Origin of the sequence: Hymenobacter sp. 102, from assembly GCF_049949205.1 — a bacterium.
Lineage (GTDB): Bacteria > Bacteroidota > Bacteroidia > Cytophagales > Hymenobacteraceae > Hymenobacter.
Genome location: NZ_CP188172.1, coordinates 858,678 through 881,888, shown reverse-complemented (window position 1 = coordinate 881,888; position 23,211 = coordinate 858,678). Strand labels below are relative to the sequence as shown.

General features: G+C 62.0%; 18 protein-coding genes. 13 read left to right on the top strand and 5 right to left on the bottom strand.

Features of this window, described 5'->3' with window-relative positions:
• Positions 1-149 precede the first annotated feature (149 nt).
• The 3 genes from ACN19L_RS03845 to ACN19L_RS03835 all read left to right on the top strand — a co-directional run bounded on the left by ACN19L_RS03845 (position 150) and on the right by ACN19L_RS03835 (position 3,931).
• The gene (locus ACN19L_RS03845) at positions 150-1,913 is read left to right on the top strand and encodes a L,D-transpeptidase family protein (protein ID WP_426492225.1); all 1,764 of its coding nucleotides are present in this window, start codon (positions 150-152) and stop codon (positions 1,911-1,913) included.
• A gap of 571 nt (positions 1,914-2,484) precedes the next feature.
• A complete protein-coding gene (locus tag ACN19L_RS03840) occupies positions 2,485-3,078 on the top strand; it encodes a helix-turn-helix domain-containing protein (RefSeq protein ID WP_426492224.1) in 594 nt (197 codons plus the stop codon).
• A 682-nt stretch (positions 3,079-3,760) separates the two neighbouring features.
• Entirely contained in the window at positions 3,761-3,931 is a 171-nt protein-coding gene (locus ACN19L_RS03835) for a hypothetical protein (protein ID WP_315996410.1), read from the top strand.
• A 144-nt stretch (positions 3,932-4,075) separates the two neighbouring features.
• On the opposite strand, the gene ACN19L_RS03830 is transcribed toward ACN19L_RS03835, so the two are convergent.
• Entirely contained in the window at positions 4,076-4,549 is a 474-nt protein-coding gene (locus ACN19L_RS03830; RefSeq protein WP_426492223.1) for a hypothetical protein, read from the bottom strand.
• 156 nt (positions 4,550-4,705) lie between these two features.
• The gene (locus ACN19L_RS03825; RefSeq protein ID WP_426492222.1) at positions 4,706-6,124 is read right to left on the bottom strand and encodes a DEAD/DEAH box helicase; all 1,419 of its coding nucleotides are present in this window, start codon (positions 6,122-6,124) and stop codon (positions 4,706-4,708) included.
• A gap of 190 nt (positions 6,125-6,314) precedes the next feature.
• Between ACN19L_RS03825 and ACN19L_RS03820 the strand changes: the two genes are divergently transcribed.
• Positions 6,315-6,836, top strand: a complete 522-nt coding sequence (locus ACN19L_RS03820) for an NUDIX domain-containing protein (RefSeq protein WP_426492221.1) — start codon at positions 6,315-6,317, stop codon at positions 6,834-6,836.
• Positions 6,837-6,911: 75 nt separating this feature from the next.
• On the opposite strand, the gene ACN19L_RS03815 is transcribed toward ACN19L_RS03820, so the two are convergent.
• Positions 6,912-7,472 (bottom strand): hypothetical protein, encoded by a 561-nt coding sequence (locus tag ACN19L_RS03815; protein WP_426492220.1) that lies wholly within the window; start codon positions 7,470-7,472, stop codon positions 6,912-6,914.
• A gap of 235 nt (positions 7,473-7,707) precedes the next feature.
• On the opposite strand from ACN19L_RS03815, the gene ACN19L_RS03810 reads away from it, so the two are divergent.
• From ACN19L_RS03810 to ACN19L_RS03770, 9 genes are all read left to right on the top strand, one after another.
• Positions 7,708-7,935, top strand: a complete 228-nt coding sequence (locus ACN19L_RS03810; RefSeq protein ID WP_226269127.1) for a hypothetical protein — start codon at positions 7,708-7,710, stop codon at positions 7,933-7,935.
• Positions 7,932-8,834: a UDP-2,3-diacylglucosamine diphosphatase gene (locus ACN19L_RS03805; RefSeq protein ID WP_426492219.1), complete on the top strand. Its 903-nt coding sequence runs from the start codon at positions 7,932-7,934 to the stop codon at positions 8,832-8,834. Before ACN19L_RS03810 ends, ACN19L_RS03805 begins: the two co-directional genes overlap by 4 nt.
• A 26-nt stretch (positions 8,835-8,860) precedes the next feature.
• Positions 8,861-9,889: a glycosyltransferase family protein gene (locus ACN19L_RS03800; RefSeq protein WP_426492218.1), complete on the top strand. Its 1,029-nt coding sequence runs from the start codon at positions 8,861-8,863 to the stop codon at positions 9,887-9,889.
• 245 nt (positions 9,890-10,134) lie between these two features.
• Positions 10,135-11,571: a GH1 family beta-glucosidase gene (locus ACN19L_RS03795; protein WP_426492217.1), complete on the top strand. Its 1,437-nt coding sequence runs from the start codon at positions 10,135-10,137 to the stop codon at positions 11,569-11,571.
• 59 nt (positions 11,572-11,630) lie between these two features.
• Positions 11,631-14,375, top strand: a complete 2,745-nt coding sequence (locus tag ACN19L_RS03790; protein ID WP_426492216.1) for a choice-of-anchor I family protein — start codon at positions 11,631-11,633, stop codon at positions 14,373-14,375.
• Positions 14,376-14,639: 264 nt separating this feature from the next.
• Complete coding sequence (locus tag ACN19L_RS03785) at positions 14,640-16,115, top strand: hypothetical protein (RefSeq protein WP_426492215.1); 1,476 nt, start codon at positions 14,640-14,642, stop codon at positions 16,113-16,115.
• 307 nt (positions 16,116-16,422) lie between these two features.
• Entirely contained in the window at positions 16,423-18,318 is a 1,896-nt protein-coding gene (locus ACN19L_RS03780; protein WP_426492214.1) for a cytochrome c peroxidase, read from the top strand.
• Positions 18,319-18,550: 232 nt separating this feature from the next.
• Positions 18,551-19,978 (top strand): 3' terminal RNA ribose 2'-O-methyltransferase Hen1, encoded by a 1,428-nt coding sequence (locus ACN19L_RS03775; protein ID WP_426492213.1) that lies wholly within the window; start codon positions 18,551-18,553, stop codon positions 19,976-19,978.
• 148 nt (positions 19,979-20,126) lie between these two features.
• Positions 20,127-22,127, top strand: a complete 2,001-nt coding sequence (locus tag ACN19L_RS03770; RefSeq protein ID WP_426492212.1) for an OmpA family protein — start codon at positions 20,127-20,129, stop codon at positions 22,125-22,127.
• A 36-nt stretch (positions 22,128-22,163) separates the two neighbouring features.
• Here the strand turns inward: ACN19L_RS03770 and ACN19L_RS03765 are convergent, their stop codons facing one another.
• The gene (locus ACN19L_RS03765) at positions 22,164-22,607 is read right to left on the bottom strand and encodes an SMI1/KNR4 family protein (RefSeq protein ID WP_426492211.1); all 444 of its coding nucleotides are present in this window, start codon (positions 22,605-22,607) and stop codon (positions 22,164-22,166) included.
• 22 nt (positions 22,608-22,629) lie between these two features.
• The gene (locus ACN19L_RS03760; protein WP_426492210.1) at positions 22,630-23,148 is read right to left on the bottom strand and encodes a hypothetical protein; all 519 of its coding nucleotides are present in this window, start codon (positions 23,146-23,148) and stop codon (positions 22,630-22,632) included.
• Positions 23,149-23,211: the final 63 nt, after the last annotated feature.

Sequence of the window (23,211 nt, the reverse complement as noted above, 5' to 3'; positions counted from 1 at the left end):
TCGAAATGCGCTACCTTGCGGCGTTGAGGGCGAATCAGCGGCCGTGGCAACTCCGCGCTGCCGAAATCAGTACAACGCCCTGACTCCGCCGGCCACCCGGCCGGCGCGGATCAGGAACCGATTTTTTGATTCTCTCCCGACCACCCCGCATGAACGAATCCCTCCGTCCCTCATTTTTCACTACGTTCTGCTGCTGGCTGCTGGGCCTGCTGCTGTGCACCTCCGTGGTGTCATGCAGCCAGGATCAGAAAGCTCAGTTGAAGGACGCCCTGCCCGCCGGCCTCACCAAGGCGGGCGGTGCTCAGCCTACGCTCGACAGTATGTACGTTGAGAAGTACATGGTAGCCGAGCCCAAATTCAAGGACCAACTGGAATGGGCCAAGAAGTTTTACCGGGAGCGTAACTACCGCCTTGGCTGGTTTCGCAACCACGAGGTAGTGCCCCAGGCCCAGACCCTGCTCGGCGTCATCAACAAGGCCGCCGACGAAGGTCTGGATCCTAAAGAATACAAAACCAAGGACTTCGAGAAGCTTTTCAAAGACCTGGAAGCGGCTCAGGGCGACTCTGCCCGGCGCAACGCGCTGGAAAAGGAAATCGACGTGGCCCTGTCCGGAACGTACTTCAACTACGCCTCCGACTTCTACCGGGGCACTGTGGATCCGCGCGCTGTCAAGACCATTGACTGGAACGTGAAGCGCAATAAAGTGAAGCTGCACCGGGCCCTGCAAACCATCCTGAAGGAGCGCGAAAGCACCTATGGCTACTACGATTTTGAGCCCCTGCACCCCGAGTACGACCGCCTGAAAAAGGCGCTGGCCGACTACCGTACCATTCAGCGCAACGGGGGCTGGCCCGCCCTGCCGGCCGGTACCCGCCTGGTGCCGGGCGCCACCTCGCCAGCCGTGGCCGCCCTGCGCGCCCGCCTGCTGGGTAAGGACGCGGCCACTCCGGCGGCTACCGAAACGCCTGCCGTGGCAGTGTCCAACAAGCCCGGCCAGCCGGCCGCCCCTGCCCCGGCCGCCCAGAAATATGATACTGAGCTGGTGGCGGCCGTGAAGGAATTCCAGGCGCTGAACGGCCTCAAAGCCGACGGCATTGTGGCCGGTGAAACCCTGCGGTTGCTCAACGTGCCGGTCAATCAGCGCATTGACCAGATTACGCTGAACATGGAGCGGTGGCGCTGGATTCCGAAGAAGTTCGAGCCGGACTACCTGCTGGTGAACATTCCCGAGTACACCCTGCACGTGGTGGAGGATGGTAAGGAACAGTTCACCATGCCCGTCATCGTGGGCAAGACGCTTAACGCTACCCCGGTGTTCAGTGACAAGATGGAGTTTGTGGTACTGGCTCCGTATTGGAACGTACCCTTCAGCATCATCGATAAGGAGCTGCGCCCAAAGCTGGTGGCCAATGCGCAGGCTACCCTCGACCGCCTCGACATGGAGGTGGTGAAGGGCTGGGGGGCCAAAGCTACCCCCATCGACCCCAACAGCATTGACTGGGCCAACGTGAGCCAGAAAACCTGGAAGTACACGCTACGCCGTCGGCCTGGTCCCAAAAACGACCTTGGCGACGTGAAGTTTATCTTCCCGAACTCGAACGATATCTACCTCCACGACACGCCCCATGATGAGCTGTTCAGCCAGACCAAGCGCGGCTTCAGCCACGGTTGCGTGCGCGTGGCCGAGCCCATCCGGCTGGCCGAATACCTGTTGCGCGATAAGCCGGGCTGGGACCGCACGGCCATCGTGGACACCATTGCTGGTCGCCGGGAAAAGTACGTGACCCTGCCCGAGAAGCTGCCCGTGTACCTGGTGTACTTCACCACCTGGGTGGATGAAGCCGGCAAGGTGCACTTCCGCGACGATATCTACGGCCACGATAAAGCGCTGGCCAAAGAATACTTCAACTAGACCAGCGCAAGTAGCACCCGTTGGTGGTGCAACGAAAACCCTCCTGCGGAGCCCGTGGCCAACTAAGCCACGAATTCCGCAGGAGGGTTTTTTATTTACCAGCACGTTTACCACTCCGCAAGCCCTTACTCCAGGTTTCTGCGAACGGAAAGGGGCAGGGGGCCTATTGTGACTATAAGCCACCCACAGGGCCCCTGGCTCTGCGGGTCCACTGCCGTAGCTATTGGCTCTGCAGTTGCCCTCGGCCCGATGCGGGAGACCCAAATCAACGGATTCCAGAGGGTAGGCTGAAAGCATGCTCACCGCCACGGGACAGTTACCGCCCAGGAGCGAATACGCGCCTTCCTGACTACTTGAGGGTATGCACCGGCGAAAGTGAAGGGCAGGGAATAGGAAGCAGATTAACTGGTTTACATTTGTATTTACATGTGTAAACCAGTTAATCTGTTGTTTAGTACATGAGATACAAATGTAAAGTAAGTCAAAGTATATTGACAGATGTTAACAAGAAGAAAGCGAAAGGGGAGAGGAAAACATTACTCGTACATTTGTAAATCATACATTGGCCTCTATGCTTGATCGGATTCGTCAGTTGTTAGCGGAGCAGAACCTCTCTTCTACCCAGTTTGCAGACAGTATTGGCGTGTCCCGCCCGGTTGTGAGCCACATCCTGAGTGGCCGGAATAAGCCCAGCCTGGAAGTCGTGCAGAAGATAGTGACAGCATTTCCGGACATCTCTATCAGCTGGCTGCTGACGGGAAGCGGCGCAATGCGGGAGAGCAAAGTCCAGCAGGACGCCTCCATTCTGCCAAAACGCAAGCCCGTGACAGCTCCGGCGGAGTCCCGGCGCTCAACGGAGCTCGATTTAAAGACCTCTGCTGAGAGTTCTCCGCAAAACCCGGTGGCAGCCCCATCGGAGCCTTTAACACTGCCTGAGCCCCCGCAAATTCCCCGGCCTTTGCCCCCTAAGCCCGTTGAGCCGGCCCCGCCCTCCGATTCCGCGGTGGTTTCGGCTTCCGTAGCTTCCAGGCCAAGCAGCCCGCCGGCTCCTGCGCCTGCCTCTGATGTAGCGCTGGCGCAGGCCCTGGCTGAACCGGGCAAACTGATCCGGCGGATTGTGATTTTCTACCAGGATGGGACATTTTCAGCGTATCAGCCCGAGTAGGCGCTGAGCCGTATTAGGCTGCTTTGCTTCGTAAGTACAATTTGTCAGGCTACGCAATCAGGCTCCGGTGCAGCAGCTGATAAATTGCTATTCAGGCGGTTTGTATTAGCACATTGTTCGTGGTAGTAATCCTATTGTTTACTGTGCTAAGATCGTTGTGATAGTGATTTATAGTATAGTTTAAAACACTTGTTTATCAGTGTGTTATATGTTCTTATATGAAGCTGAAGTAGATGCTTTTTTGCTTGGAACGACTGCATGGTAAAGAGGAATATATTATATTTTAAAAACAATATATAGATCGAATTTGAGAGGCTTGAAAATGCGGCTTGGTACTAAATATTTTGACTTGCGCGCCTCGCGGAAAAGCCATACCGAAAAATTGCCTGTCTGGTATCTCTTTATTCCTGACACCGTAAATGAGAGCAAGGAGGTGGAGTAAGGTCTGGATCAGACGACAGGAGTGCTTATGTAAACATCTTGCCAGCTATTAGCGCAGCTGGTTTCAATTCTAAAGGAGGAGCAAAGTGAGTTAGTCTGTGATAGAATTGTAAACTATGTAGTATGCTTCGAGCTATTTTATGTAGGTGTTACAGATGTTATCTGAATTCGATGAATAGGCAGGCGTAAGGAGAGAAGGCAAAGGCTTGTCCTGTTTGGAGGTGGTGCGTACCTTTGAGCCATGAAAAATTTCCGTCTGCTCTTCCTGTTCGCCGCTGGCGCCTCGCTGTTTCTGTCGTCCTGCTCGCAAGCTCCCGACGCGGAGAAAGACCCCAATGCTGATGCCGCTTACAAGCGGAGCCACCGCCCCGAGGGATACCGGGAAGCCCAGCGCAGCGACGTAAACTACTAAGCCTCCCGACCCAGGTCGGTGCTCCCATACCAGAAAGCCCCGTCGGAGGAAACCGGCGGGGCTTTTGCGCGTGCTGTTTTAAGTAGGTATCTGGCCAGGAAGTTGTGGGCAGCTGAGAGGTTGCTGTCCACAATTCCGGGAAATCTAGACGCTCTCGACCAACCTAAGGGCGGTGAATTCGGGTAGAGGCAGTTGATCAAGCAGATCGGCTTCGAGCAGGTCGGCCCAGGTGCGCAGGTACAGCACCACGTCGTCGCGCTGGTTGTGGCGCAGGGCGTTGCGGCGCTCAAACGGAATGGCGGCCCGAATAACGGGGTCGGCGAGACGCTCCAGGTGGGTCAGGTCCTGCCGGGTAAAGCCCAGGGCCAGCATGGCGTCAATGGTTTCGTCGATGGGCAGGCCACTGGTAGGGCAGTAGTCGCGCAACTGCTGGTCCCAGTCGCCGTAGCGCTGCATGGCGCGGGCATGAATTTCACCTTTGGGCAGGGCCGTAATGGTTTGCGCCAAGTGCCCGCAGTTACAGCTGCCCATGTGGCCCCATTCATAAGGGGCCTCCGTGGCCAGCCGGTGCGCGGTGGTGCGCAGGGCCTGAATAACGGGAAGTGTGGAGTGGGCCATAAGAGAAGAGATGAAAGAGGTATCTTCTTCTGTAGAAGCGACAAACTGTGCCTTTTGTTTCATGGCCAGCCCAGTACGCAGCCCGAGTAAACGCAACGCGGCGCCACCGCACAGTTGGTGGCGCCGCGTTGGCAACAGTGGACTATGTGCTACCGCTTAGCGGTTGCCCCGAAAGGGCCGCCGGCCGCTCCGGCCAGTGGCCTCGTTGCCGGCGGTACGGTTTCCACCTGCCTGGTTGCCCCCGGCGGTACCGCGCTGCCGTTCCCGGCCGCCGGAGGAGGCGCCGCGCTCCGCGGAGCGCGGCGGGCTGCCGGCGGCCTCGCGGCCACCGCCGCCCTGCGGACCCCGGCCCGGGCGGGCCGGCCGGCCCGCCGGCCCTTTAGGCCGCTTAATGGCCGGACCGCCCGACAGGGGGACGGGGGCCACGGCGGAGGTAAAGTGCGGATGGTCCTCAATAACGGGAATCTGCCGCCGGATCAGCTTCTGAATGTCCTGCAGATACGCCCGTTCCTCATCGTCGCAGAAGGACAGGGCGGTACCGTCGGCGCCGGCGCGGCCGGTGCGGCCGATGCGGTGCACGTAGGTTTCGGGCTCGTTCGGAATTTCGTAGTTCACCACATGGGTCAGCTCATCCACGTCAATACCCCGGGCGGCAATATCGGTGGCCACCAGCACGCGGGTGGTACCGGCTTTGAAGTTGCTGAGGGCCCGCTGGCGGTGGTTCTGGCTTTTATTACCATGGATGGCTTCGGCGGCAATATTAGCCTTGGCCAGAGTGCGCACCACCTTATCGGCTCCGTGTTTGGTGCGCGTGAACACCAGCACCCGGCGGATGTTCTTGTCGCGCAGCACGTGCTCCAGCAGGTCGGCCTTGTCGTTCTTTTCCACCATGTACACGGCCTGGGTCACGGTATCGGCCGTGCTCGACACGGGCGTAACCGTCACTTTTACCGGGTTGGGGCGCAGAATGCTGTTGGCCAGCTCCTGAATCTGCCCGGGCATGGTGGCCGAGAAGAACAGCGTCTGGCGCTGCTTGGGCAGCTTGGGCAGAATCCGCTTGATGTCGTGAATGAAGCCCATATCCAGCATACGGTCAGCCTCGTCCAGCACAAATACCTCAATGGTGCGCAGGTCAATGAAGCCCTGGTTCATCAGGTCCAGCAACCGGCCGGGCGTGGCAATGAGCACTTCTACGCCGCGTTTGAGGGCCTGCACCTGCGGGTGCTGACCTACGCCCCCGAAAATAACGGTGGAGCGCAGCTTGGGCAGGTGGCGGCCGTACGCCCGGAAACTTTCGCCAATCTGAATGGCCAGCTCGCGGGTGGGCGTAAGTACCAGGCAACGGATGCGGCCGGGCGCGTGGCGCTCTACCTGGGCTGTCTGGTGCAGAATCTGCAGAATAGGAACGGTAAAGGCAGCGGTTTTACCGGTGCCCGTCTGGGCGATGCCCAGCAGGTCGTGGCCTTCCAGCACCTGCGGAATGGCCTGCTGCTGAATGGGCGTGGGGGTAACGTAGCCTTCCTCGTGCAAAGCACTCAGGATGGGCTCAATCAGGTTGAGTTCGTCGAACGACATCTAGGGAAAAAAAACCGGGCCTCCGGGGCCACGGAGATGATACTGCTGTAGAAGAGCCCGCAAAGGTCGGGTTTTTAATTGGAAGCCGCTTTCCATCCGCCAAAACTGAGTCCCTGCAGGGGTGGTAGCTGGCTTCCGGGCCACAAAATTCATCTACCTTGGCCTGCTCAGCAACTCTATAATTTTCTTTATGCAGATCATCGAGCGAACAACAGCCTTTGATGGGCACTACAAACTCAGCGTATTGCAGGTGCAGGATGGCCCCGATGTGCTGCGGCGGGAGCGGTTTGAGCCCGGCACCGCCGTAGCCGCGCTGGTGTACCACACCGGCTCCCAGCAGTACATCCTCACCCGCCAATACCGCATCGGGCCGGAAGCCGAAATTCTGGAGCTGGCCGCCGGGATGGTAGATGGGGCGGAAGAGCCGGCAACGGCCGTCCGCCGCGAAATTCAGGAGGAGCTGGGCTACGACGTGGACCACTTGGAGCAGATTGCGCGCCTGCTGCCCTCGCCCGGCACCAGCTCCGAAGTTATTACCGTGTTCTACGCTGAAGTCAGCCACCAGTCGGGCCCCGGTGGGGGGCTGGCCGAGGAGCATGAGAAGATTGAAGCTGTATCCTTCGCCGCCGCCGATTTGTGGAAGCTGCCCCTGGAGGATGCCAAAACCATTATTGCGGTGCAGTGGGCGCAGCTCCGGGAGGCTCGCAGATAGGCCCGCGCACCAAGGCAAAAGCCCGGCCTTCCGCCAGGAAAGTCGGGCTTTTGCCTATGGTTATATTAGTGCCGGTTACTCGGCCTTGATAACGTACTCGAAGTTCTGCTTGGTTTTAGCGTCGTTGATGGTCAGGAAGATATCCTGGGCTGCATCAACTTTACCAAATGGGATAGTGCGCTTGCTCATGTACAGGTCCCGGTTCCAGAAGCGGCCGTTGCCGGCCGTGAGGCCGGGTACGTTCAGTACCTCTTTACCGTCCTTGGTTTTGGCAACCAGGCTCAGGTAAGCGGGGTCGGCGTTGGCGGCCCCGCGGCGGTACATCGTCACGGTGAGCTGGCCCCCGGCGGGCAGCTGCTGGAAGCGGCGCTGGTAGGTGGTATCGGCCCAGTTGTTCATGCGCTTCAGCTCGTTGATTTCCATGAGCAGCATGCTGTAGGGGCGATAAGCTACGCGGGTTACGCAGGCGTCCACCTCGGCGTCCTCGTCCGTGTTTTTGGTTACGTTCAGCACGTAGGGGCTTTCCTCATCCTTTTTAGGGAAAGTGTATTTTTTACGGGGCTTGCCGGGCATGTACTGGGCCGAAGCGGCCAGCGTGCTCAGCACCAGAATAGTGAGGAGGAGAATTTTCTTCATCGGAGAAGGCTAAAAGGCGAATGGAGACAGAGGCTGAATTTTGGAGGATACAAAGATACACAAAGCCCGGCCCGCCACCGCAGGTTTCGGTTAATGCTGGCCGGATTTCGATAAGCAGGCCCCGGCGGTGGTCCAAGAGCTGGTACTCAGTTAAGTTGACGAAACCGTAACCCGACAGTAATACCAGCATCATACTGTCTATCGATTTTTGCAGTGGATTAAACGGGTAGAAAGCATGCGGACTCCCATTGCCCTATCGTTGCTGCGCCGCCTCGTGCGCGCCGCCGCGTACCTTGTGTTTCAGCTGGCCCTGATGCTGGCCTATGCGTTGCGCTCCGTGGGCGCGGTGCGGCTGCCCTGGCACTTCAGCCACGCCGCCGATGAGGACGGCCCGGCTGCGGCCATTCGCCCCGGACGGCGCATCCGGCCCCGCACCGGCCTGAGCGCCCGCCCCGCCTTATGAGTGACGCCACAATTGCCACCAAGCCCGCGCGCAAGCCGGCCCGGCGCCGACTGGAGGTCTGCGTCATTTCCGATGTGCACCTGGGTACCTACGGCTGCCACGCCCCCGAGCTGCTGCGCTACCTGAAAAGCGTGCGGCCCCGCACCCTGGTGCTTAACGGCGACATTGTGGACATCTGGCAGTTCAGCAAAAATTACTGGCCCCCGGCCCACATGCGGGTGGTACGCTACCTGGCCGGGCTGGCGGCCAAAGGCACCCGCATCCACTACCTCACCGGCAACCACGACGAGCTGCTGCGTAAGTTTGCCGGCACCCGGCTCGGCGCGCTGCGCATCGATAACAAGCTGGTGCTGGACCTGCCCCACGGCAAAACCTGGCTGTTTCACGGCGACGTGTTCGACGTGACCATGCGCCACTCGCGCTGGCTGGCCCGCCTGGGCGGCCACGGCTACGACCTGCTGATTCTCCTGAACCGCTTCGTGAACTGGGGGCTGGCCCGGGTGGGGCGGCCCCGGGTAGCCTTATCGAAGGCGGTGAAGGACCGGGTGAAAAGCGCCGTGAGCCTGGTCAGCGACTTTGAGCAGACTGCCGCCGCCATTGCCGCTGATAAAGGCTACCGTTACGTCGCCTGCGGCCACATTCACTGCCCCGAAATCAAAGCCCTGACTACTGCTCAGGGCGAAGTAGGCTACCTGAACTCCGGCGACTGGGTGGAAAACCTCACGGCCCTGGAGTACACCGCCGAAACCGGCTGGCAGCTCTACCACTACCACCTCGACCCCCGCATGCAGCAACCCGTGCCCGCCCATCCCGCTGAGCCCGACGAAGCCGAAGCGGCAGCCGATGCACCAGCGGCCGAACTGCTGGCTGGCTTGCTGCGCGAAATGGGGGTGGCATAACCATTTCTCGTTATTATTCTCGCTTCATGCGCATTTTATACGCCATTCAGGGCACCGGCAACGGCCACCTGAGTCGGGCCCTGGATATGGTACCGCTGCTGCAGCAGCGGGGGCAGGTGGATGTGCTGGTCAGTGGCCCGCCCGCCGATATTCCGCTGCCGTTTCCGGTGCATTACCGCTGCCACGGGCTAGGGTTTGTTTTTGGCAAGAAAGGGGGGATTAACTTCGTTAAAACCTTCGTGCAGCTTAATTCCAAAGCCTTTCTGCGCGAAATCCGGCAGCTGCCGGTGGCTGCTTACGATTTGGTAATAAGCGACTTTGAACCGGTGTCGGCCTGGGCCTGCCAGCAGCAGGGCGTGCCCTGCGTGGCCCTGAGCCATCAGGCAGCTGTGCTGAGCGAATACGCGCCCCAGCCGGCCTCCTTCGACCCGGTGGGGCGGGCCGTGCTGCGCCACTACGCGCCGGCCACGCGCCACTATGGCTTCCACTTTCAGCGCTATGAGCCCCACATCAGCACGCCCGTTATCCGGCGGCAGGTGCGGGAGCTGGTGCCCGCCAACGACGGCCACTACACGGTGTATCTGCCGGCGTTTGACGAGGAAACGCTGGTGCGCCGCCTGCGCTACCTCAGCCGCACGGTGCAGTGGCAGGTATTCAGCAAGCATAGCCAGCAGCCCGCCCAGCACGGCAACGTGCAGGTGTGGCCCGTGAGCGGGGCGGCCTTCACCGATAGCCTGGCCCGCAGCGCCGGCGTACTCTGCGGGGCCGGCTTCGAAACGCCCGCCGAGGCGCTGTACCTGGGCAAAAAGCTGCTGGTGCTGCCCATGAAACAGCAGTACGAGCAGGCCTGCAATGCCGCCGCCCTGGCCGATATGGGCGTGCCCGTCGTCAGGAACCTCAAGGACAAGTCCCTGGCCGTACTGGACCACTGGCTGCAATACGGTCGCCCCGTTTCCGTCGATTATCCGGATGAAACGGCTTCCGTGCTGGATAAGCTGCTGCTGGAAGCGGGGAGGGGAGTTAGGGGTGAAGTGGTGAAACTGGGGGTATCATAAGCGGTGTATTGGGCATGTAGAAACGCATACTTGCGCCTCCACCGTGGGAGCGGGAACCACGATTGTCGTTCGTTCAACGACGAGATGCGTATTCCCGTCTCTACACCGTTCGTAAAGCGGCTATTACCCTTGCGAAGGCAGCACGTGCGACTCCCCGGTTCAGGGCTTCTGATCCACACGCTCGGAATGACGTTCCGATAGCGCCTGCCGCTGCCCGAAAATTCTCAACAACTTCCCCGTTTCCCATGCTGCCTCCCGCTTTCTACCCGGCTTCCGGCCCCACTGCTTTCTGCCGCGCCGATTTCGGGCCGAACTTTCAGTGGGGAGTATCGGCCGCGGCATACCAGACGGAGGGAGCCTGGAATCAGGATGGCAAAGGCCCGAGTATTTGGGATGATTTCGTGCGCCGCCGGGGCCGCATCAAACGCGGTGAAACGGCCGATGTAGCCACTGATTTCTACCACCTCTGGCTCGATGATACCCATTTGTTAAAACAAATGGGTATAGATAATTTCCGTATTTCAGCGGCTTGGGCGCGTATTTTGCCAGCTGGAAAAGGAGGGATTAACCAAAAGGGAATAGACTTTTATAATCGTCTGATTGACGGCTTACTGGAGCAGGGCATCACGCCCTGGCTTACCGCCTATCACTGGGATTTACCTTTGGCTTTGCAGCGGCTGGGAGGCTGGACCAATCGTAGCGTGGTAGGCTGGTTTACGGACTACGTGGAGTTGCTGGCGGCTCGCTTCGGTGACCGGGTGCAGCACTGGATGGTGCTGAACGAGCCCATGGTGTTTACCGGGGCCGGCCACCTGCTGGGCGTGCACGCGCCGGGGCGGCGCAGTCTGGGCGCATTTCTGGCCGCTACCCACCACGCGGCGCTGGCCCAGGCCGAGGGCGGGCGGGCCTTGCGCGCGGCCCTGTCGGCCTCAGCCCAGATTGGTACCACGTTTTCCTGTTCCTACGTAACCCCCAGCCGGCCCGGTCTGGCCCGGGATGAGCGCGCCACCCGCCGCGCCGACGCCTTGCTCAACCGCCTGTTTGTGGAGCCGGCCCTGGGCCTGGGCTACCCCGTGGCCGATTTGCCGGTACTCAGCTGGCTGGACCGCTACCACCAGCCCGGCGACGAAGCCCGGCTGCCGTTTGCTTTCGACTTTCTGGGGGTGCAGAACTACACCCGCGAGGTGGTGCGGCATGCGCCTTACGTGCCGCTGCTGTGGGCCCGGCTGGTGGGGGCCGCAGCCCGGGGCGTACCGTATACCGAAATGGGCTGGGAAGTGTACCCCGAAAGTCTGTATCACATGCTGCGGCAGTTTGCGGCCTACCCCAATGCGCCCCGCCTGCTCGTCACGGAAAACGGCGCGGCCTTTCCCGATTATCCCAACCTAATGGGCCAGGTGCCCGACGCGGCGCGGCAGGCTTACCTGCAGGCCTGCATTGGGCAGGTGCTGCGGGCCCGGCGGGAGGGTGTGCCCGTGGAGGGCTACTTCGCCTGGTCGTTCACCGATAACTTTGAATGGGCCGAAGGGTACGGGCCCCGTTTCGGGCTGGTGCATGTGGACTACGAAACCCAGCGGCGCACCATCAAGGACTCGGGCCACTGGTACGGGCGGTTTCTGGCGGGGCAGCAGGTGCACGCCGGCCCGCACGTTGGGCTTCACGATTCGGTAACTGCCTCGTAAAGTTGGCCTAACAGTGCCCCGGTAGCTTTGGCGCATTCCTTCACCAATTCTCTCCCGGAATGCACCAACCTTTACCCAAATGGGCGAGCCTGTCAGTGCTGGGCCTGCTGCTCCATGGCCCGGCTTTGGCCCAGACGCTGCGTCAGGGCTTTGAAAGTACCGCCGCCGACACCTGGGGCTTCACGGCCACGCCGGCCACCTACAACTTTCCCAGCCTCTCGGATATCTGGGCCCCCGTGGCTAATGTGGGCACTACTGGCAGCAGCGGGGTGCAGGCCGTGCCGGCGGCTGGCGCATTGCTTTGGGGCATGCAGGATTTGCAGAACCCCACGAACAACGACCAGCCCACGTGGCACTACCTGGATTTCGCCCCGGTGGCCATCCAGAGCGGCAGCGCGGCGGCCAACCAGGTGTCGTTCCGGTTTTTCAGCAACGGCTTCGACAGCGGCAGCAGCGCCGATTCATTGGCCTACACGGTGGTATTCGACAACGGCACCACCTGGCCGGCAACCAAAACCTATACCCAACTCAGCAAGGATACCCGCGCTTACCAGACGGTAACGGTGCCTGTTCCAGCCACCGCCACCCACGTGCGCCTGCGCCTGGCCGCCAAGCAAAACGGCAACGACGACTGGGCCGCCTGGGACGAAGTGGAACTGGGCCGCTCCACCACCGCCGTGGTACCCTCGCTGCGCCTGGCTGCCGCCACGGCCGTGGTCAACGAAAATGCGGGCACCGTGAGTATTCCGGTGAGCATCACCAATCCGTCGGCTACCGGAGCTACCACCGTGGAGGTGGCGTTGGTACCCGGCCTGGGCACCGCTACGGCCGGCCCGGATTTCACTTACGCTGCTACCCAGACGCTGACCTTCCCGGCTGGGGCCACCGCCTCGCAGACGCTCACCATCCCCGTTTCGGAGGATGCCCTGGCCGAAGGGGCCGAGTATTTTACGCTGCGCCTGCAAAACCCCACCAACGCCACGCTCACCGCCGGCGCTACGGAGGTGCTGGTGTATATCAACGACAACGACGGCATAGCTCCGGCGCGGACCCGCAACCTCGTGCTTAACCGGCTGGCCTCGTATCAGAACGGGGCATCGGGCACCAACTCAGCCGAAATTGTGGCCCATGACCCCAGCACCCAGCGTCTGTACGTGGCCAACTCGGTGGGGGGCAAGCTGGATATTCTGAGCTTGCCGGCTTCGGGCGTGCCCGTGGCGGTGGGTTCCATTGATATCAAGCCTTACGGCGGCATCAACTCGGTGGCCGTGCGCGGTGGAGTGGTGGCCTGCGCCATTGAAAATGCCGACCCCCAGCAGAATGGCTCGGTGGTGTTCTTTGACCAGAACGGCACCTTCCTAAAGCAGGTGACGGTGGGCGCCATGCCCGATATGATTACCTTCTCGCCCAACGGCCAGCTTCTGCTCACGGCCAACGAGGGGGAGCCGAAGTCGGACTACTCCGTGGACCCCGAGGGCTCGGTGTCGGTCATTGACTTCAGCGGGGGCGTGGCCGGTGTTACCCAGGCCAGCGTCACCACCGTGGGTTTTGCGGGCTACAACGGGCAGGCCGCCGCGCTGCGCCAGCAGGGCATCCGGCTTTACGGTGGTACCACCGCCGCGCCCAGCACCGTGGCCCAGGATCTGGAGCCGGAGTACGTGGCCGTGTCCAGCGACTCGCGCACGGCCTACGTGACCATCCAGGAAAACAACGCCATTGCCACCCTCGACCTCACCACCAAGCAGTTCACGGCCCTGCGGCCGGTAGGCTACCAGGACCACTCCCAGGCCGGGTTCGCGCTGGATGCTTCTGACCAGACCCCGGAAATACTAATGGCCAACTGGCCCATCAAAGGCATGCGCCAGCCCGATGCCATTGCCGCCTTTGAAGTAGCCGGCCAACGGTATTTACTGACGGCCAACGAGGGTGACGCCCGCGAGTACTCGGCCCTCACCGAAGCCGTGCGCCTCGGCGACGCGGCCTACCCGCTGGATGCCACCCGCTTCCCGCAGGCCAGCCTGCTGAAAAACGCCCAGGCCCTGGGCCGCCTCAACGTCACCAACAGGCTAGGTGACACGGATGGGGACGGGGACTTCGACGAAATCTACGCCTTCGGGGGCCGCTCCTTCAGCATTTTCAACGCCACCTCGGGCGCGCTGGTACACGACAGCGGCGACCTGCTGGAGCGCCTCACCAGCACCGAGGCCACCTACGGGGCCATCTTCAACGCCAGCAACTCCACCGGCAACCCCAGCCGCAAGAACCGCTCCGACGACAAAGGCCCCGAGCCCGAGGGCGTGACCACCGGCGTAATCCGGGATACGGTGTATGCTTTCGTCTCGCTGGAGCGCATCGGGGGCGTGGCCGTGTTCAACCTGAACGACCCCGCCCAGCCCCGCTTGGTGCAGTACGTGAACAACCGCAGCCTCACCAGCGGCACCGGCGACCAGGGCCCCGAGGGCATTGTGTTCATCTCGGGCTCCAACAGTCCCACCGGCCAGCCCCTGCTGCTGCTCGCCAACGAAGTCAGCAGCACGGTTTCGGTGTACGGCATCCAGACGCGCGGCCCCGTGACGGCCACGGCTTCGGCCCACCACGCCGCGCCGCTGCAGCTTTATCCCAACCCCACCCAGCAGGGCCGGGTGCAGCTGAGCCGCCCCGTTTCGGGCACCTTGCACGATGCTTTGGGCCGCCCGGTACGCACTTTGCGCAAAGCCAGCCAGCTGGAAACGGCCGGCCTCGCACCGGGCGTGTACGTGCTGCGCGCCGAGGATGGAGCCAGTTCCAAGCTGGTAGTGCGGTAAGAGCTGCCGCTTTCTGTGGTTCTCACAACGCCCCGGCCGGTTATGGTCGGGGCGTTTCTTTTTTGCCCGAGAAGCCAGCTGCAGTGGTTTCCTGCACGGTGTCGCGCCTCTACATTGCTTGCAGGTAGCTGTATTATGCAATTGTTAGTATAACTGCTTGATTGTAAGTTGGAAAATAGCACTACAGTAACAAGTGGGTAAAGCTGGAATAATGCCGGGGAAGGTCCTTTGCGGTATCCTTTTACCAACCTCTTTTCCCGCTGTATGTACCCCAACCGCTACGCCTTCGGGCCCAAGCTGCCGGCCTTGGCGCTGCTGGCTCTGCTGAGCGCCTGCAACGATTCGGACTCTACCAATGAGTCGACGCCTACCTCCGAGGTGCAGCTGAAAGCGCACTCCGTGAACCCGGCCCTGGTGAAGCCGCTCAGCGGCTTTGAGAGCCTGGAAATCCTGCCCCTGATTAGCTCCGACGACGTGCTGCCGGAGTCGCCCAACTTCATCTTCGGGGCCCAGCCCGACGGCTCGGGGCTGCTGAAAAACCCCAACGGGGAGGGCTACATCCTGATCAACAACCACGAAATCATGTTTTCGGTGTCGCGGGTGTACTTGGATAAAACCTTCAAGCCGGTGAAGGGCGAGTACCTGCTAGACGGGGATGGGGGCAACTTCCGCCTGTGCTCGGCCACGCTGGCCACGCCCGAGGAACACGGCTTCGGCCCCACGTTCCTGACCGCCGGCGAAACCGACGGCGAAAGCATGGTGCACGCCCTCGACCCGCTGGGCCCGGCCAACAAAAAGGACCGCAGCCGCATGAAGCCGGCCCTGGGCCACGCCTCCATGGAAAACGCGGTGCCCCTGCCCAAAGACGCCTTTCCCGGCAAAACCGTCATCCTCATTGGGGAAGACAGCGGCAACGGCCAGCTGATTGCCTACGTGAGCAATACCGTGGGCGACCTGGACAATGGCAAGCTCTACATGCTCAAGCGCACCAGCGCCGACCCGGTGGAAACCAACATGGTGGCTGGCCAGCAGTACGACGTGGAGTTCGTGGAAATTGACAACGCCAAAACCTCCACCGGCGCCCAGATTGCGGCGCAGTCGGTAGCCAAGAACGCCATTCAGTTTGCCCGGGTGGAAGATGTGGACTACCGCAAGGGCGGCAACGGCGCGGGCCGGGAGGTGTACTTCACCGCCACCGGCGTGAGCCAGTCGGATAAAGTGACGCCGGTGACCGGCTTTACGATGTGGGGCCGGGTGTACAAGCTCACCCTGCAGGCCGATAACGTGCTGAAAGGCAAGCTGGAGGTAGCCGTGGATGGCGCCACCGACCCCGGTAACAGCATCGTGAACCCCGACAACCTGTGCGTGACCAAGGAGTACGTGTACATCCAGGAAGACGGGGACTCGTTCTACGCCAACAACAAGCACGACGGCCGCGTGTGGCAGTACGGCCTCGGCAGCAAGCAGCTGAAGCCCATGCTGGAGATGAACCACCGCCGCACCGACGCCACTTTCAACGCCAAGTACAACAAGAGCAACGACCAGCGCCTGAGCTCCTGGGAGTACGGGGCCATGCAGGATATTTCTGACCTGGTGGGCGTGCCCAACACCTTCCTGCTCAACCTGCACCCCCACACCTGGCAGGACGATAAGTACCTGAACGCCGACGGCTCCAGCGAAACCCGCAACAAGAACAAGGAAGGCGGGCAGGTAGTCATCGTGCGCGGCGTGCAGCGCTAGGGTGGTTTTGGCCATCATGCTGAGCGCCGGGCCGTCGTTCCGAGCTTAGGCGAAGAATCTCGCGTGCTGACGTTGCCAGGCTATCTGTCATGCTGAGCATGTGGCGAATCAAGCCAGTGACCGAAGCATCTCTACCGCTTCGTTAAAGCCACCACAACATCAGCACGCGAGATTCCTCGGCTTCGCCTCCGGCTACGCTCGGAATGACGTTCTATCAATAGCGGCTTCGATTAGCTTTTTATCCACTATCCAGCCCTCCGCCTTTTTGCAGCGGGGGGCTGCTGGTTTCCGCACTTCTGGTTCCCCCATGTTTTCGTCTGTCTCCATTGTCCTTCGTGCGTGTGCCCCGCTGCTGCTGGCGGCCTTGCTGGCTTTGGCCGGCGCCTGCTCCCGCACCTCCTCTGCCTCCTCTGCCATTGCGCCCGTACCTGCTAGTCGTGTGCAGCAGCACGTAGCCCGGGAGTTGGCCCGCCTGCAGCAGCAGGTGCAGCGGCAGTTGCTGCCCCAGGCCCGGCGCGGCACTGCTCCTGACTCCCTGCGGCGTAGCTTTCGGCAGGCGCGGTTGCTGTACAAGCGCGTTGAGCCGTTCACGGAATACTACATGGCAGGCACGGCCCGCTTGCTCAACGGCCCGCCCGTGGGGGAGGTGGAAGTGGCCGAAAACAAGGATTTTGAGCCCGGCGGCCTGCAGGTGATTGAAGCGCTGCTCTACCCCGAGTACGACCCCGCCAACCGCGCCGAGCTGGAGCGGGAAGTACGGGCCCTGAACCGGGAAATCAGCAACGCCCGTACCCGCTGGCAGGTGCAGGAATTGTCGGATGCCCACGTGTTTGACGTGCTGCGCCTGCAGGTGTTTCGGGTGGTGTCGTTGGGCATCACCGGGTTTGATACGCCCCTGAGTCCCACGGCCACCGTGCCCGAAACGGCCGCTGCCCTAACTGCCCTGCAGCCCGTGCTGGCCTGCTACGAGCCCGCTCAGGGTACTGCCGATTCGGTGATGCGGGCTTATGCGGCGGCGCAAAGGCAGCTGGCCGAGGCGGCCCGCTACGCCCGCCAGCACCCGGATTTCGCCGCGTTTGACCGGCTGGCCTTCATAAAAGACCACGCCAATCCGCTGGGCCGGGCGCTGCTGGCCTGCCAGGGGCAATTGGGTATCCGGCCCTTCGAGGAAGTGCGCGCCCTCCGCCCCGATGCCGCCACACTCTTCGATTCGGGGGCTTTCAACCCCGATTTTTACGCGCCCACCACCCAGCACTACCGCACCGCCGCCCGCGTGACCCTGGGCCGCCAGCTGTTCCGGGACCCCGTGCTGTCGGGCACCGGCACCCGCTCCTGCGCCAGCTGCCACCAGCCCGACAAGGCCTTTACCGACGGCGTCGCCAAAAACGCCACCCTCACGCCCGGCGGCCTCGTGCGCCGCAATACGCCCACCATCCTCAACGCCGCCCTGCAGGCCGGGCAGTTCTACGATTTGCGTTCCACCACCCTCGAAAATCAGGTGGCGGACGTAGTCGGCAACCCCCACGAAATGCACGGCTCCCTGAGCGCCGCCGCCCGTCGCCTGCGGGCCAGCCCCACCTACGTGCAGCAGTTTCGCCGGGCTTTTCCGCGGAGTGAGGTAGGAGCGGAGCCTGCCATCACGCCCGTGCAGATTCAAACGGCCCTGGCTGCCTACGAGCGGAGCCTGGTGCGGCTGAACTCCCGCTTCGACCAGCACGTGCGCGGCCGGCGGGAGGTGTTAAGCCAGGAAGAGGTTCGGGGCTTCAACGTGTTTATGGGCGCGGGCAAGTGCGGTACCTGTCACTTTGCGCCCCTGTTCAACGGCACGGTGCCGCCCGGCTTCACCGAGGCCGAATCGGAGGTGCTGGGCGTGGAGGCCGCGCCCGGCTCCCGCCGCCTCGACGCCGACCAGGGCCGCTACGCCCACGTGCAGCTGCCGCAGCTGCGCCGTTCTTTCAAAATCCCGACGGTGCGCAACGTGGCCCTCACCGCGCCCTATATGCACAACGGCGCTTACCAAACCCTGGAGCAAGTCATTGCTTTCTACAACGAGGGCGGCGGTCAGGGGCGGGGCCTGCGCGTGCCCAACCAAACGCTGCCGCCCGACAAGCTCCACCTCTCTATTGCCGACCAACGCGCCCTCAAAGCCTTTCTGCTGGCCCTCACCGATACGACGGCTGGCCCGGTGGGCGCACCTGATTAGTACAGAAAATAACGAAGAACGTGTCATGCTGAGCTTGTCGAAGCATCTTTACCGCTTCGCCTGACGATTGACAACGAAGCGGTAAAGATGCTTCGACAAGCTCAGCATGACGTGCAGTGTATAGTGGTTCCGTTACGTGCCGCGTTTACAGCCCTTGCAAAACGGCAAACCCTGTATCTTGCCGCTGCCCGCTTGTGTGGCGGTGCCGTGTTCTATTAGCGCTAGTTTGTCAATGCTGCTTACCATTACCACTACCCACCAGCCCGCTACCGACCTGGGCTACCTGCTCCATAAAAACCCGGCCCGGCTGCAGTCGATTGATATTGCCTACGGGCAGGCCCACGTGTTTTACCCCGAAGCCACGGCGGAGTGCTGCACGGCCGCTTTATTGCTCGATATCGACCCCATTGGGCTGGTACGTAACCACCGGGGGCCGGCCGGGGAAGGATTTGCCCTGGAGCAGTACGTGAACGACCGGCCCTACGCGGCCTCGTCCTTCCTGAGCACGGCGCTTTCCAAGGCCTTCAACACGGCCATGAACGGCACCTGCAAGGACCGCCCCGCCCTGCCCGATGCGCTGCTGCCCCTGGAAGCCACCGTGGCCGCCCTGCCCGCCGCCAGCCCCGAGCAGATTCACCGGCTGTTTGCGCCCCTGGGCTACGAAATCAGCATTGAAGCGCACGCCCTGGACCCCACCGTGCCCGCCTGGGGGGCCAGCCGCTACCACTCGCTGCGCCTGCGCCACCCGGCTCTGCGCCTGCAGGATTTGCTCAGTCATCTTTACGTGCTGCTGCCGGTGCTGGACCGCGGCGACAAGCACTATTGGATCAACCGGGAGGAAGCGGAGAAGCTGCTGCGCCGCGGCGGCGAGTGGCTGCCTCGCCACCCCGAGCGGGAGTTCATCACGCGCCGCTACCTGCGCTTCGCCGAGTTTGTGAATCCTACCCTGGAGCGTCTGCTGGCCGTGGACGCCGCCGAAGCCCCCGCCGACGAGCTGGTAGAAGCTCCCGAAACCCAGGAAGCCCCGGACCTAACAACGGACAACCCGCCACCAAAAACCCAATCCCTCCACGACCTGCGCCTCGACCGCGTGGCGGCGGTAATCGGGGAGCTGGGGGCCCGGCGGGTGCTGGATTTAGGCTGCGGCGAGGGCAAGCTGGTGCGCCGCCTGCTGAAAAACCCGCAGATTGAGTTCGTGCTGGCCCTGGATGTGGCGTGGCAGGAGCTGGAGCGGGCCCGGCAGCGTCTGCACCTCGCGGAAATGCCCCCGCGTCAGCGCGAGCGGCTCACCCTGGCCCAGGGCTCGGTGCTGTACCACGATGAGCGCCTGGCCGGCTACGACGCGGCGGCCGTGGTGGAGGTCATCGAGCATCTTGACGAAAGCCGCCTGGCTGCCTTTGAGCAGGTGGTGTTTGCCCGGGCCCGCCCCGGCAGCGTGCTCGTCACTACCCCCAACGCCGACTACAACCAGCGCTACGAAACCCTCTCGGCCGGCGAGTTCCGCCACTCCGACCACCGCTTTGAGTGGACGCGGGCCGAGTTTGCCGCCTGGGCCACCGGTGTGGCCGCCCGCCACGGCTACCGGGTACGCCTGGAGCCGCTGGGGCCGGAGTACGCCGAGGTGGGCGCGCCCTCACAACTGGCCGTGTTTGAGTTGTAGTCCATCCTGTCAAAACGCATCAGGCACCAATGCCCGCTATAGGATTATGTGCAGGTAGAATTTGCTGACAGCATTATAGGGTACACGTAGCAAGCTGCCGTACTGAAAAGTAGCCCGGAAATAGTAATAGGCTTCGTAATTTTGAAGAATGTTACCTATTCCTGACGGGCTGCTGACACGGCTGATTACGTTGCTCCTGGCGCTGCTGGCGGCCGGGCTGCGGGCCCAAGCGCAGGCACCCGCCGAGTGGCAATCCTTCACCGACGCCCGTACCGGCTACCAGCTCGCGTATCCGCACGGCTGGCTGGTGCACGAGGAGGTAGCACCGGCCATGAGCTTTTACGCTGGCAACGACTGGGAGGCGGCCCCGGCAGTGGTGGGCTTCACGGTGCAGCCCCTGCCGGCCGGGCGCGTCAACCGGCCGCCCCTGGCCGCGGGTCCGGTTGACTCGCTGTGGCAGGCTCTTACGGCCCTGCCCCAGGCCCAGGTACTGCGCCTGGAGCAGCACGATGCCGGCGCGTTTCAGGAAGTGCGCTACGAGTACACCTTTGCCGATTCGGCGGGCCGCCGCCGGGTACTGGGGCGGCGGCTGTGGCGGGGGGGCTACGAGTTTCAGCTGGAATACCGGGCTGCTACTGCCCACGATGCCGCCACCCTGGCCGCGGGCCGGCAGCTGGTGGCCTCCTTCGCCTTTGCGGGCCCCGGTCTGCCCAGCCGCCGCTACGCCGACCAGCGCTGCGACGATAAAATTTACGGCATTGCGGCCCTGCGCGCCCACGACGGCATCTGGGAAGACGACTGCCGCACCCTGCACGAATGGAGCGGGCTGGACCTGGCCGCCGCCCCGCGGGTACACCGCCGGGTGCTGCCGTTTCAGTCGTATGCCTTGGCCAAGGGCTTCGATAACTGCCTGTATTCCGTCACCAAATCGCCCACCGACCAGCCCGAGCGGGTGTACCGCTACAACCCGGCCACCCGCCGCGGCGAGTACACCGGCTGGGAACTGCCCGCCCAGGGGCCCGGTAACGTCTGGATTTCGGCCGCCACCGACCGCCGCGGCGACCTATACTTCCAGACCAGCGACGCCCATCTGCTGGTGCGCGTAAGCCCGGCCACCGACTCCGTGGTGACGGTGTGGGAAACCGACCCGTTGCGGCAGGCGGCCTACTACCCGGCCATTGGGTTTGCCAAGGCCGGCACCCACGCCAACTTCGGCCTCGACGAAACCGGCAAGCTGTACGATGTGTACAGCACCGACGGGACCTTGCTGACCGTGGACCTGGCCAGCCAGCGCCCCGGCCCCGAACTGCTGCCCCTCACTGGGTTGCCCGAGCAGGGCGGCTACAGCGACGTGCTGCTGGAGCAGGACGGGGCGGGGCGGCGTCGGTTGCTGCTGGCCGGGCCCAAATCAATTTTTGAAGTAGACCTGGAGCATCGGCAGGCTACACGCCTGCGCCGCGGCGTGTACACCGACCTGGCCGGCTGCAGCCTGTTCCGGCCGGCCGCGGCGGCCCCGTCGGTTGCGGCGGAGACGGCCACTGGTACGACTACCTGGCTGGGCCGGGTGCTGGATGCCGTTACGCTCCGTCCGCTGCCCCAGGCCCGGCTGCAGTTCAGCGGGCCTGGGGCCCCGGCCGGCAGCCGCACGCTCACCGCCGCCGGCGAGTTTCTGCTGGCCGGCCAAGCGGGGCAGGCCTACCAGGTGCAGGCTCAGCTGGACGGTTACGTTCCTGCCGATACTGCTTACCGCCTGCCCGCTGGCCCGTCGGGTCAGGATATAGTACTTCGGCCTCTGAACCCAGGGACTACGCTGCGCCTCGACAACGTGCAGTTTGAGCAAGGCAGAGCCGTGCTGCTCCCGTCCTCCACCCCCGACCTGGACCGGCTGCTGACCCTGCTGACGACCACCCCCCAGCTTACCATCGAGCTGCGCGGCCACACCGACAACCAAGGCGACCCGCAGCTGAACGTGCAGCTCAGCGAGCAGCGCGTAGCCGTGGTCAAAGCTTATCTGGTGAGTCACGGCGTGGCCCCCGAGCGGATTACTGGTCGGGGCCTGGGTGGGGCCGAGCCCCGCGCCAGCAACGACCAGGAAGCCACCCGCCGCCTCAACCGCCGCGTGGAAGTGCGGGTAACGGGCGGGCGGTAGGCGGGTAGGCGAGCTTGTTGCCGGCTTGGTCGTTGATCAGGTGTGTAGCTCAGATGCCCAGTCAAGCAATCCAAAAACGCCGCCCTGCAAGAATCGATGGATAAATGAGGCCAGCGAATCGGTCAGAAAGACCAATTCGCCAGCTGAATCCTGACTCAGAATCCGGTAGCCGCTGCTCGTCGGCGCTATTTCCACTACCCAAAAGTCAACGCAAACGGCATACTCAGCAAAGAGGAATTGACGGGGCTGGTAGTCTGCTTTAAAATGGAGTATTTCCTCGATTGGGGTGATGTGAAACAGGAATTCAGCCGATTCGAACCCGTTGCAGAAGGCGTACAACTCCCGAAAGTCAGCCGGAAGGACTAAACCTAATGCTGCTTCGAGCTGCTGTAGCTGTTGCGCGCTGGCCGGCGGATACAGCGTTATGTCCGTCTGTGGTAGGTTCGTTTTGAGGATTGTTATGAGTTGCTGAATAGTCATTAATAGTTGAAGCTGCTTTGATTCAACTAGCGTGAATCATTTCATAGGGTAACTTCCCTAGCTGGTCAATAACGAGTTGAGTATCCTGAGGATGAAGAATGACGACCTTGCTGATAACATACGTCCCATTCGGCTCCGGTATATCGTAGAAGTGAAACAGGGCATGATTATCTACTAGCAGCACGGGTTCTTTGTAATATCCAACATACTTCGTAAATGCCCAACCCAACCGCTCGAGGTTGCGCAACACCTTGTCGTACGTTAGCTCATGATGGAGCCAGCCAAAATCGAAGAATCGGCTTTTACGTTTTGGTTTGATGCGCCAGGCCTGAATGATAAGTTGGGTGAGCCCCAGGTAGAAGTCCTCTTTGAAGTAAAGCTCAACGCCATCTAAGTCCAGAAAAGGATAATTGCCCTGCCGATACTTCTGAATCAGTGGGTAGGAGTGGAGAAGCCTTTGGGCAATGTCTTCACCACTCATGCCCCATTTCAGCGGGCTGATGTCACCTTCCTGAATAATTCGCTCTATGGAAATCTGCATCTGAATAGGGGTTCTATTGATAGAGTTTACGCATTTTTACCGGACGTTATCCTTATCGAGAAC

Bases quoted from the DNA above. Each gene is read 5' to 3' on its own strand.
- ACN19L_RS03845 (WP_426492225.1), top strand. From the start codon at position 150: ATGAACGAATCCCTCCGTCCCTCATTTTTCACTACGTTCTGCTGCTGG.
- ACN19L_RS03840 (WP_426492224.1), top strand. From the start codon at position 2,485: ATGCTTGATCGGATTCGTCAGTTGTTAGCGGAGCAGAACCTCTCTTCT.
- ACN19L_RS03835 (WP_315996410.1), top strand. From the start codon at position 3,761: ATGAAAAATTTCCGTCTGCTCTTCCTGTTCGCCGCTGGCGCCTCGCTG.
- ACN19L_RS03830 (WP_426492223.1), bottom strand. From the start codon at position 4,549: ATGGCCCACTCCACACTTCCCGTTATTCAGGCCCTGCGCACCACCGCG.
- ACN19L_RS03825 (WP_426492222.1), bottom strand. From the start codon at position 6,124: ATGTCGTTCGACGAACTCAACCTGATTGAGCCCATCCTGAGTGCTTTG.
- ACN19L_RS03820 (WP_426492221.1), top strand. From the start codon at position 6,315: ATGCAGATCATCGAGCGAACAACAGCCTTTGATGGGCACTACAAACTC.
- ACN19L_RS03815 (WP_426492220.1), bottom strand. From the start codon at position 7,472: ATGAAGAAAATTCTCCTCCTCACTATTCTGGTGCTGAGCACGCTGGCC.
- ACN19L_RS03810 (WP_226269127.1), top strand. From the start codon at position 7,708: ATGCGGACTCCCATTGCCCTATCGTTGCTGCGCCGCCTCGTGCGCGCC.
- ACN19L_RS03805 (WP_426492219.1), top strand. From the start codon at position 7,932: ATGAGTGACGCCACAATTGCCACCAAGCCCGCGCGCAAGCCGGCCCGG.
- ACN19L_RS03800 (WP_426492218.1), top strand. From the start codon at position 8,861: ATGCGCATTTTATACGCCATTCAGGGCACCGGCAACGGCCACCTGAGT.
- ACN19L_RS03795 (WP_426492217.1), top strand. From the start codon at position 10,135: ATGCTGCCTCCCGCTTTCTACCCGGCTTCCGGCCCCACTGCTTTCTGC.
- ACN19L_RS03790 (WP_426492216.1), top strand. From the start codon at position 11,631: ATGCACCAACCTTTACCCAAATGGGCGAGCCTGTCAGTGCTGGGCCTG.
- ACN19L_RS03785 (WP_426492215.1), top strand. From the start codon at position 14,640: ATGTACCCCAACCGCTACGCCTTCGGGCCCAAGCTGCCGGCCTTGGCG.
- ACN19L_RS03780 (WP_426492214.1), top strand. From the start codon at position 16,423: ATGTTTTCGTCTGTCTCCATTGTCCTTCGTGCGTGTGCCCCGCTGCTG.
- ACN19L_RS03775 (WP_426492213.1), top strand. From the start codon at position 18,551: ATGCTGCTTACCATTACCACTACCCACCAGCCCGCTACCGACCTGGGC.
- ACN19L_RS03770 (WP_426492212.1), top strand. From the start codon at position 20,127: ATGTTACCTATTCCTGACGGGCTGCTGACACGGCTGATTACGTTGCTC.
- ACN19L_RS03765 (WP_426492211.1), bottom strand. From the start codon at position 22,607: ATGACTATTCAGCAACTCATAACAATCCTCAAAACGAACCTACCACAG.
- ACN19L_RS03760 (WP_426492210.1), bottom strand. From the start codon at position 23,148: ATGCAGATTTCCATAGAGCGAATTATTCAGGAAGGTGACATCAGCCCG.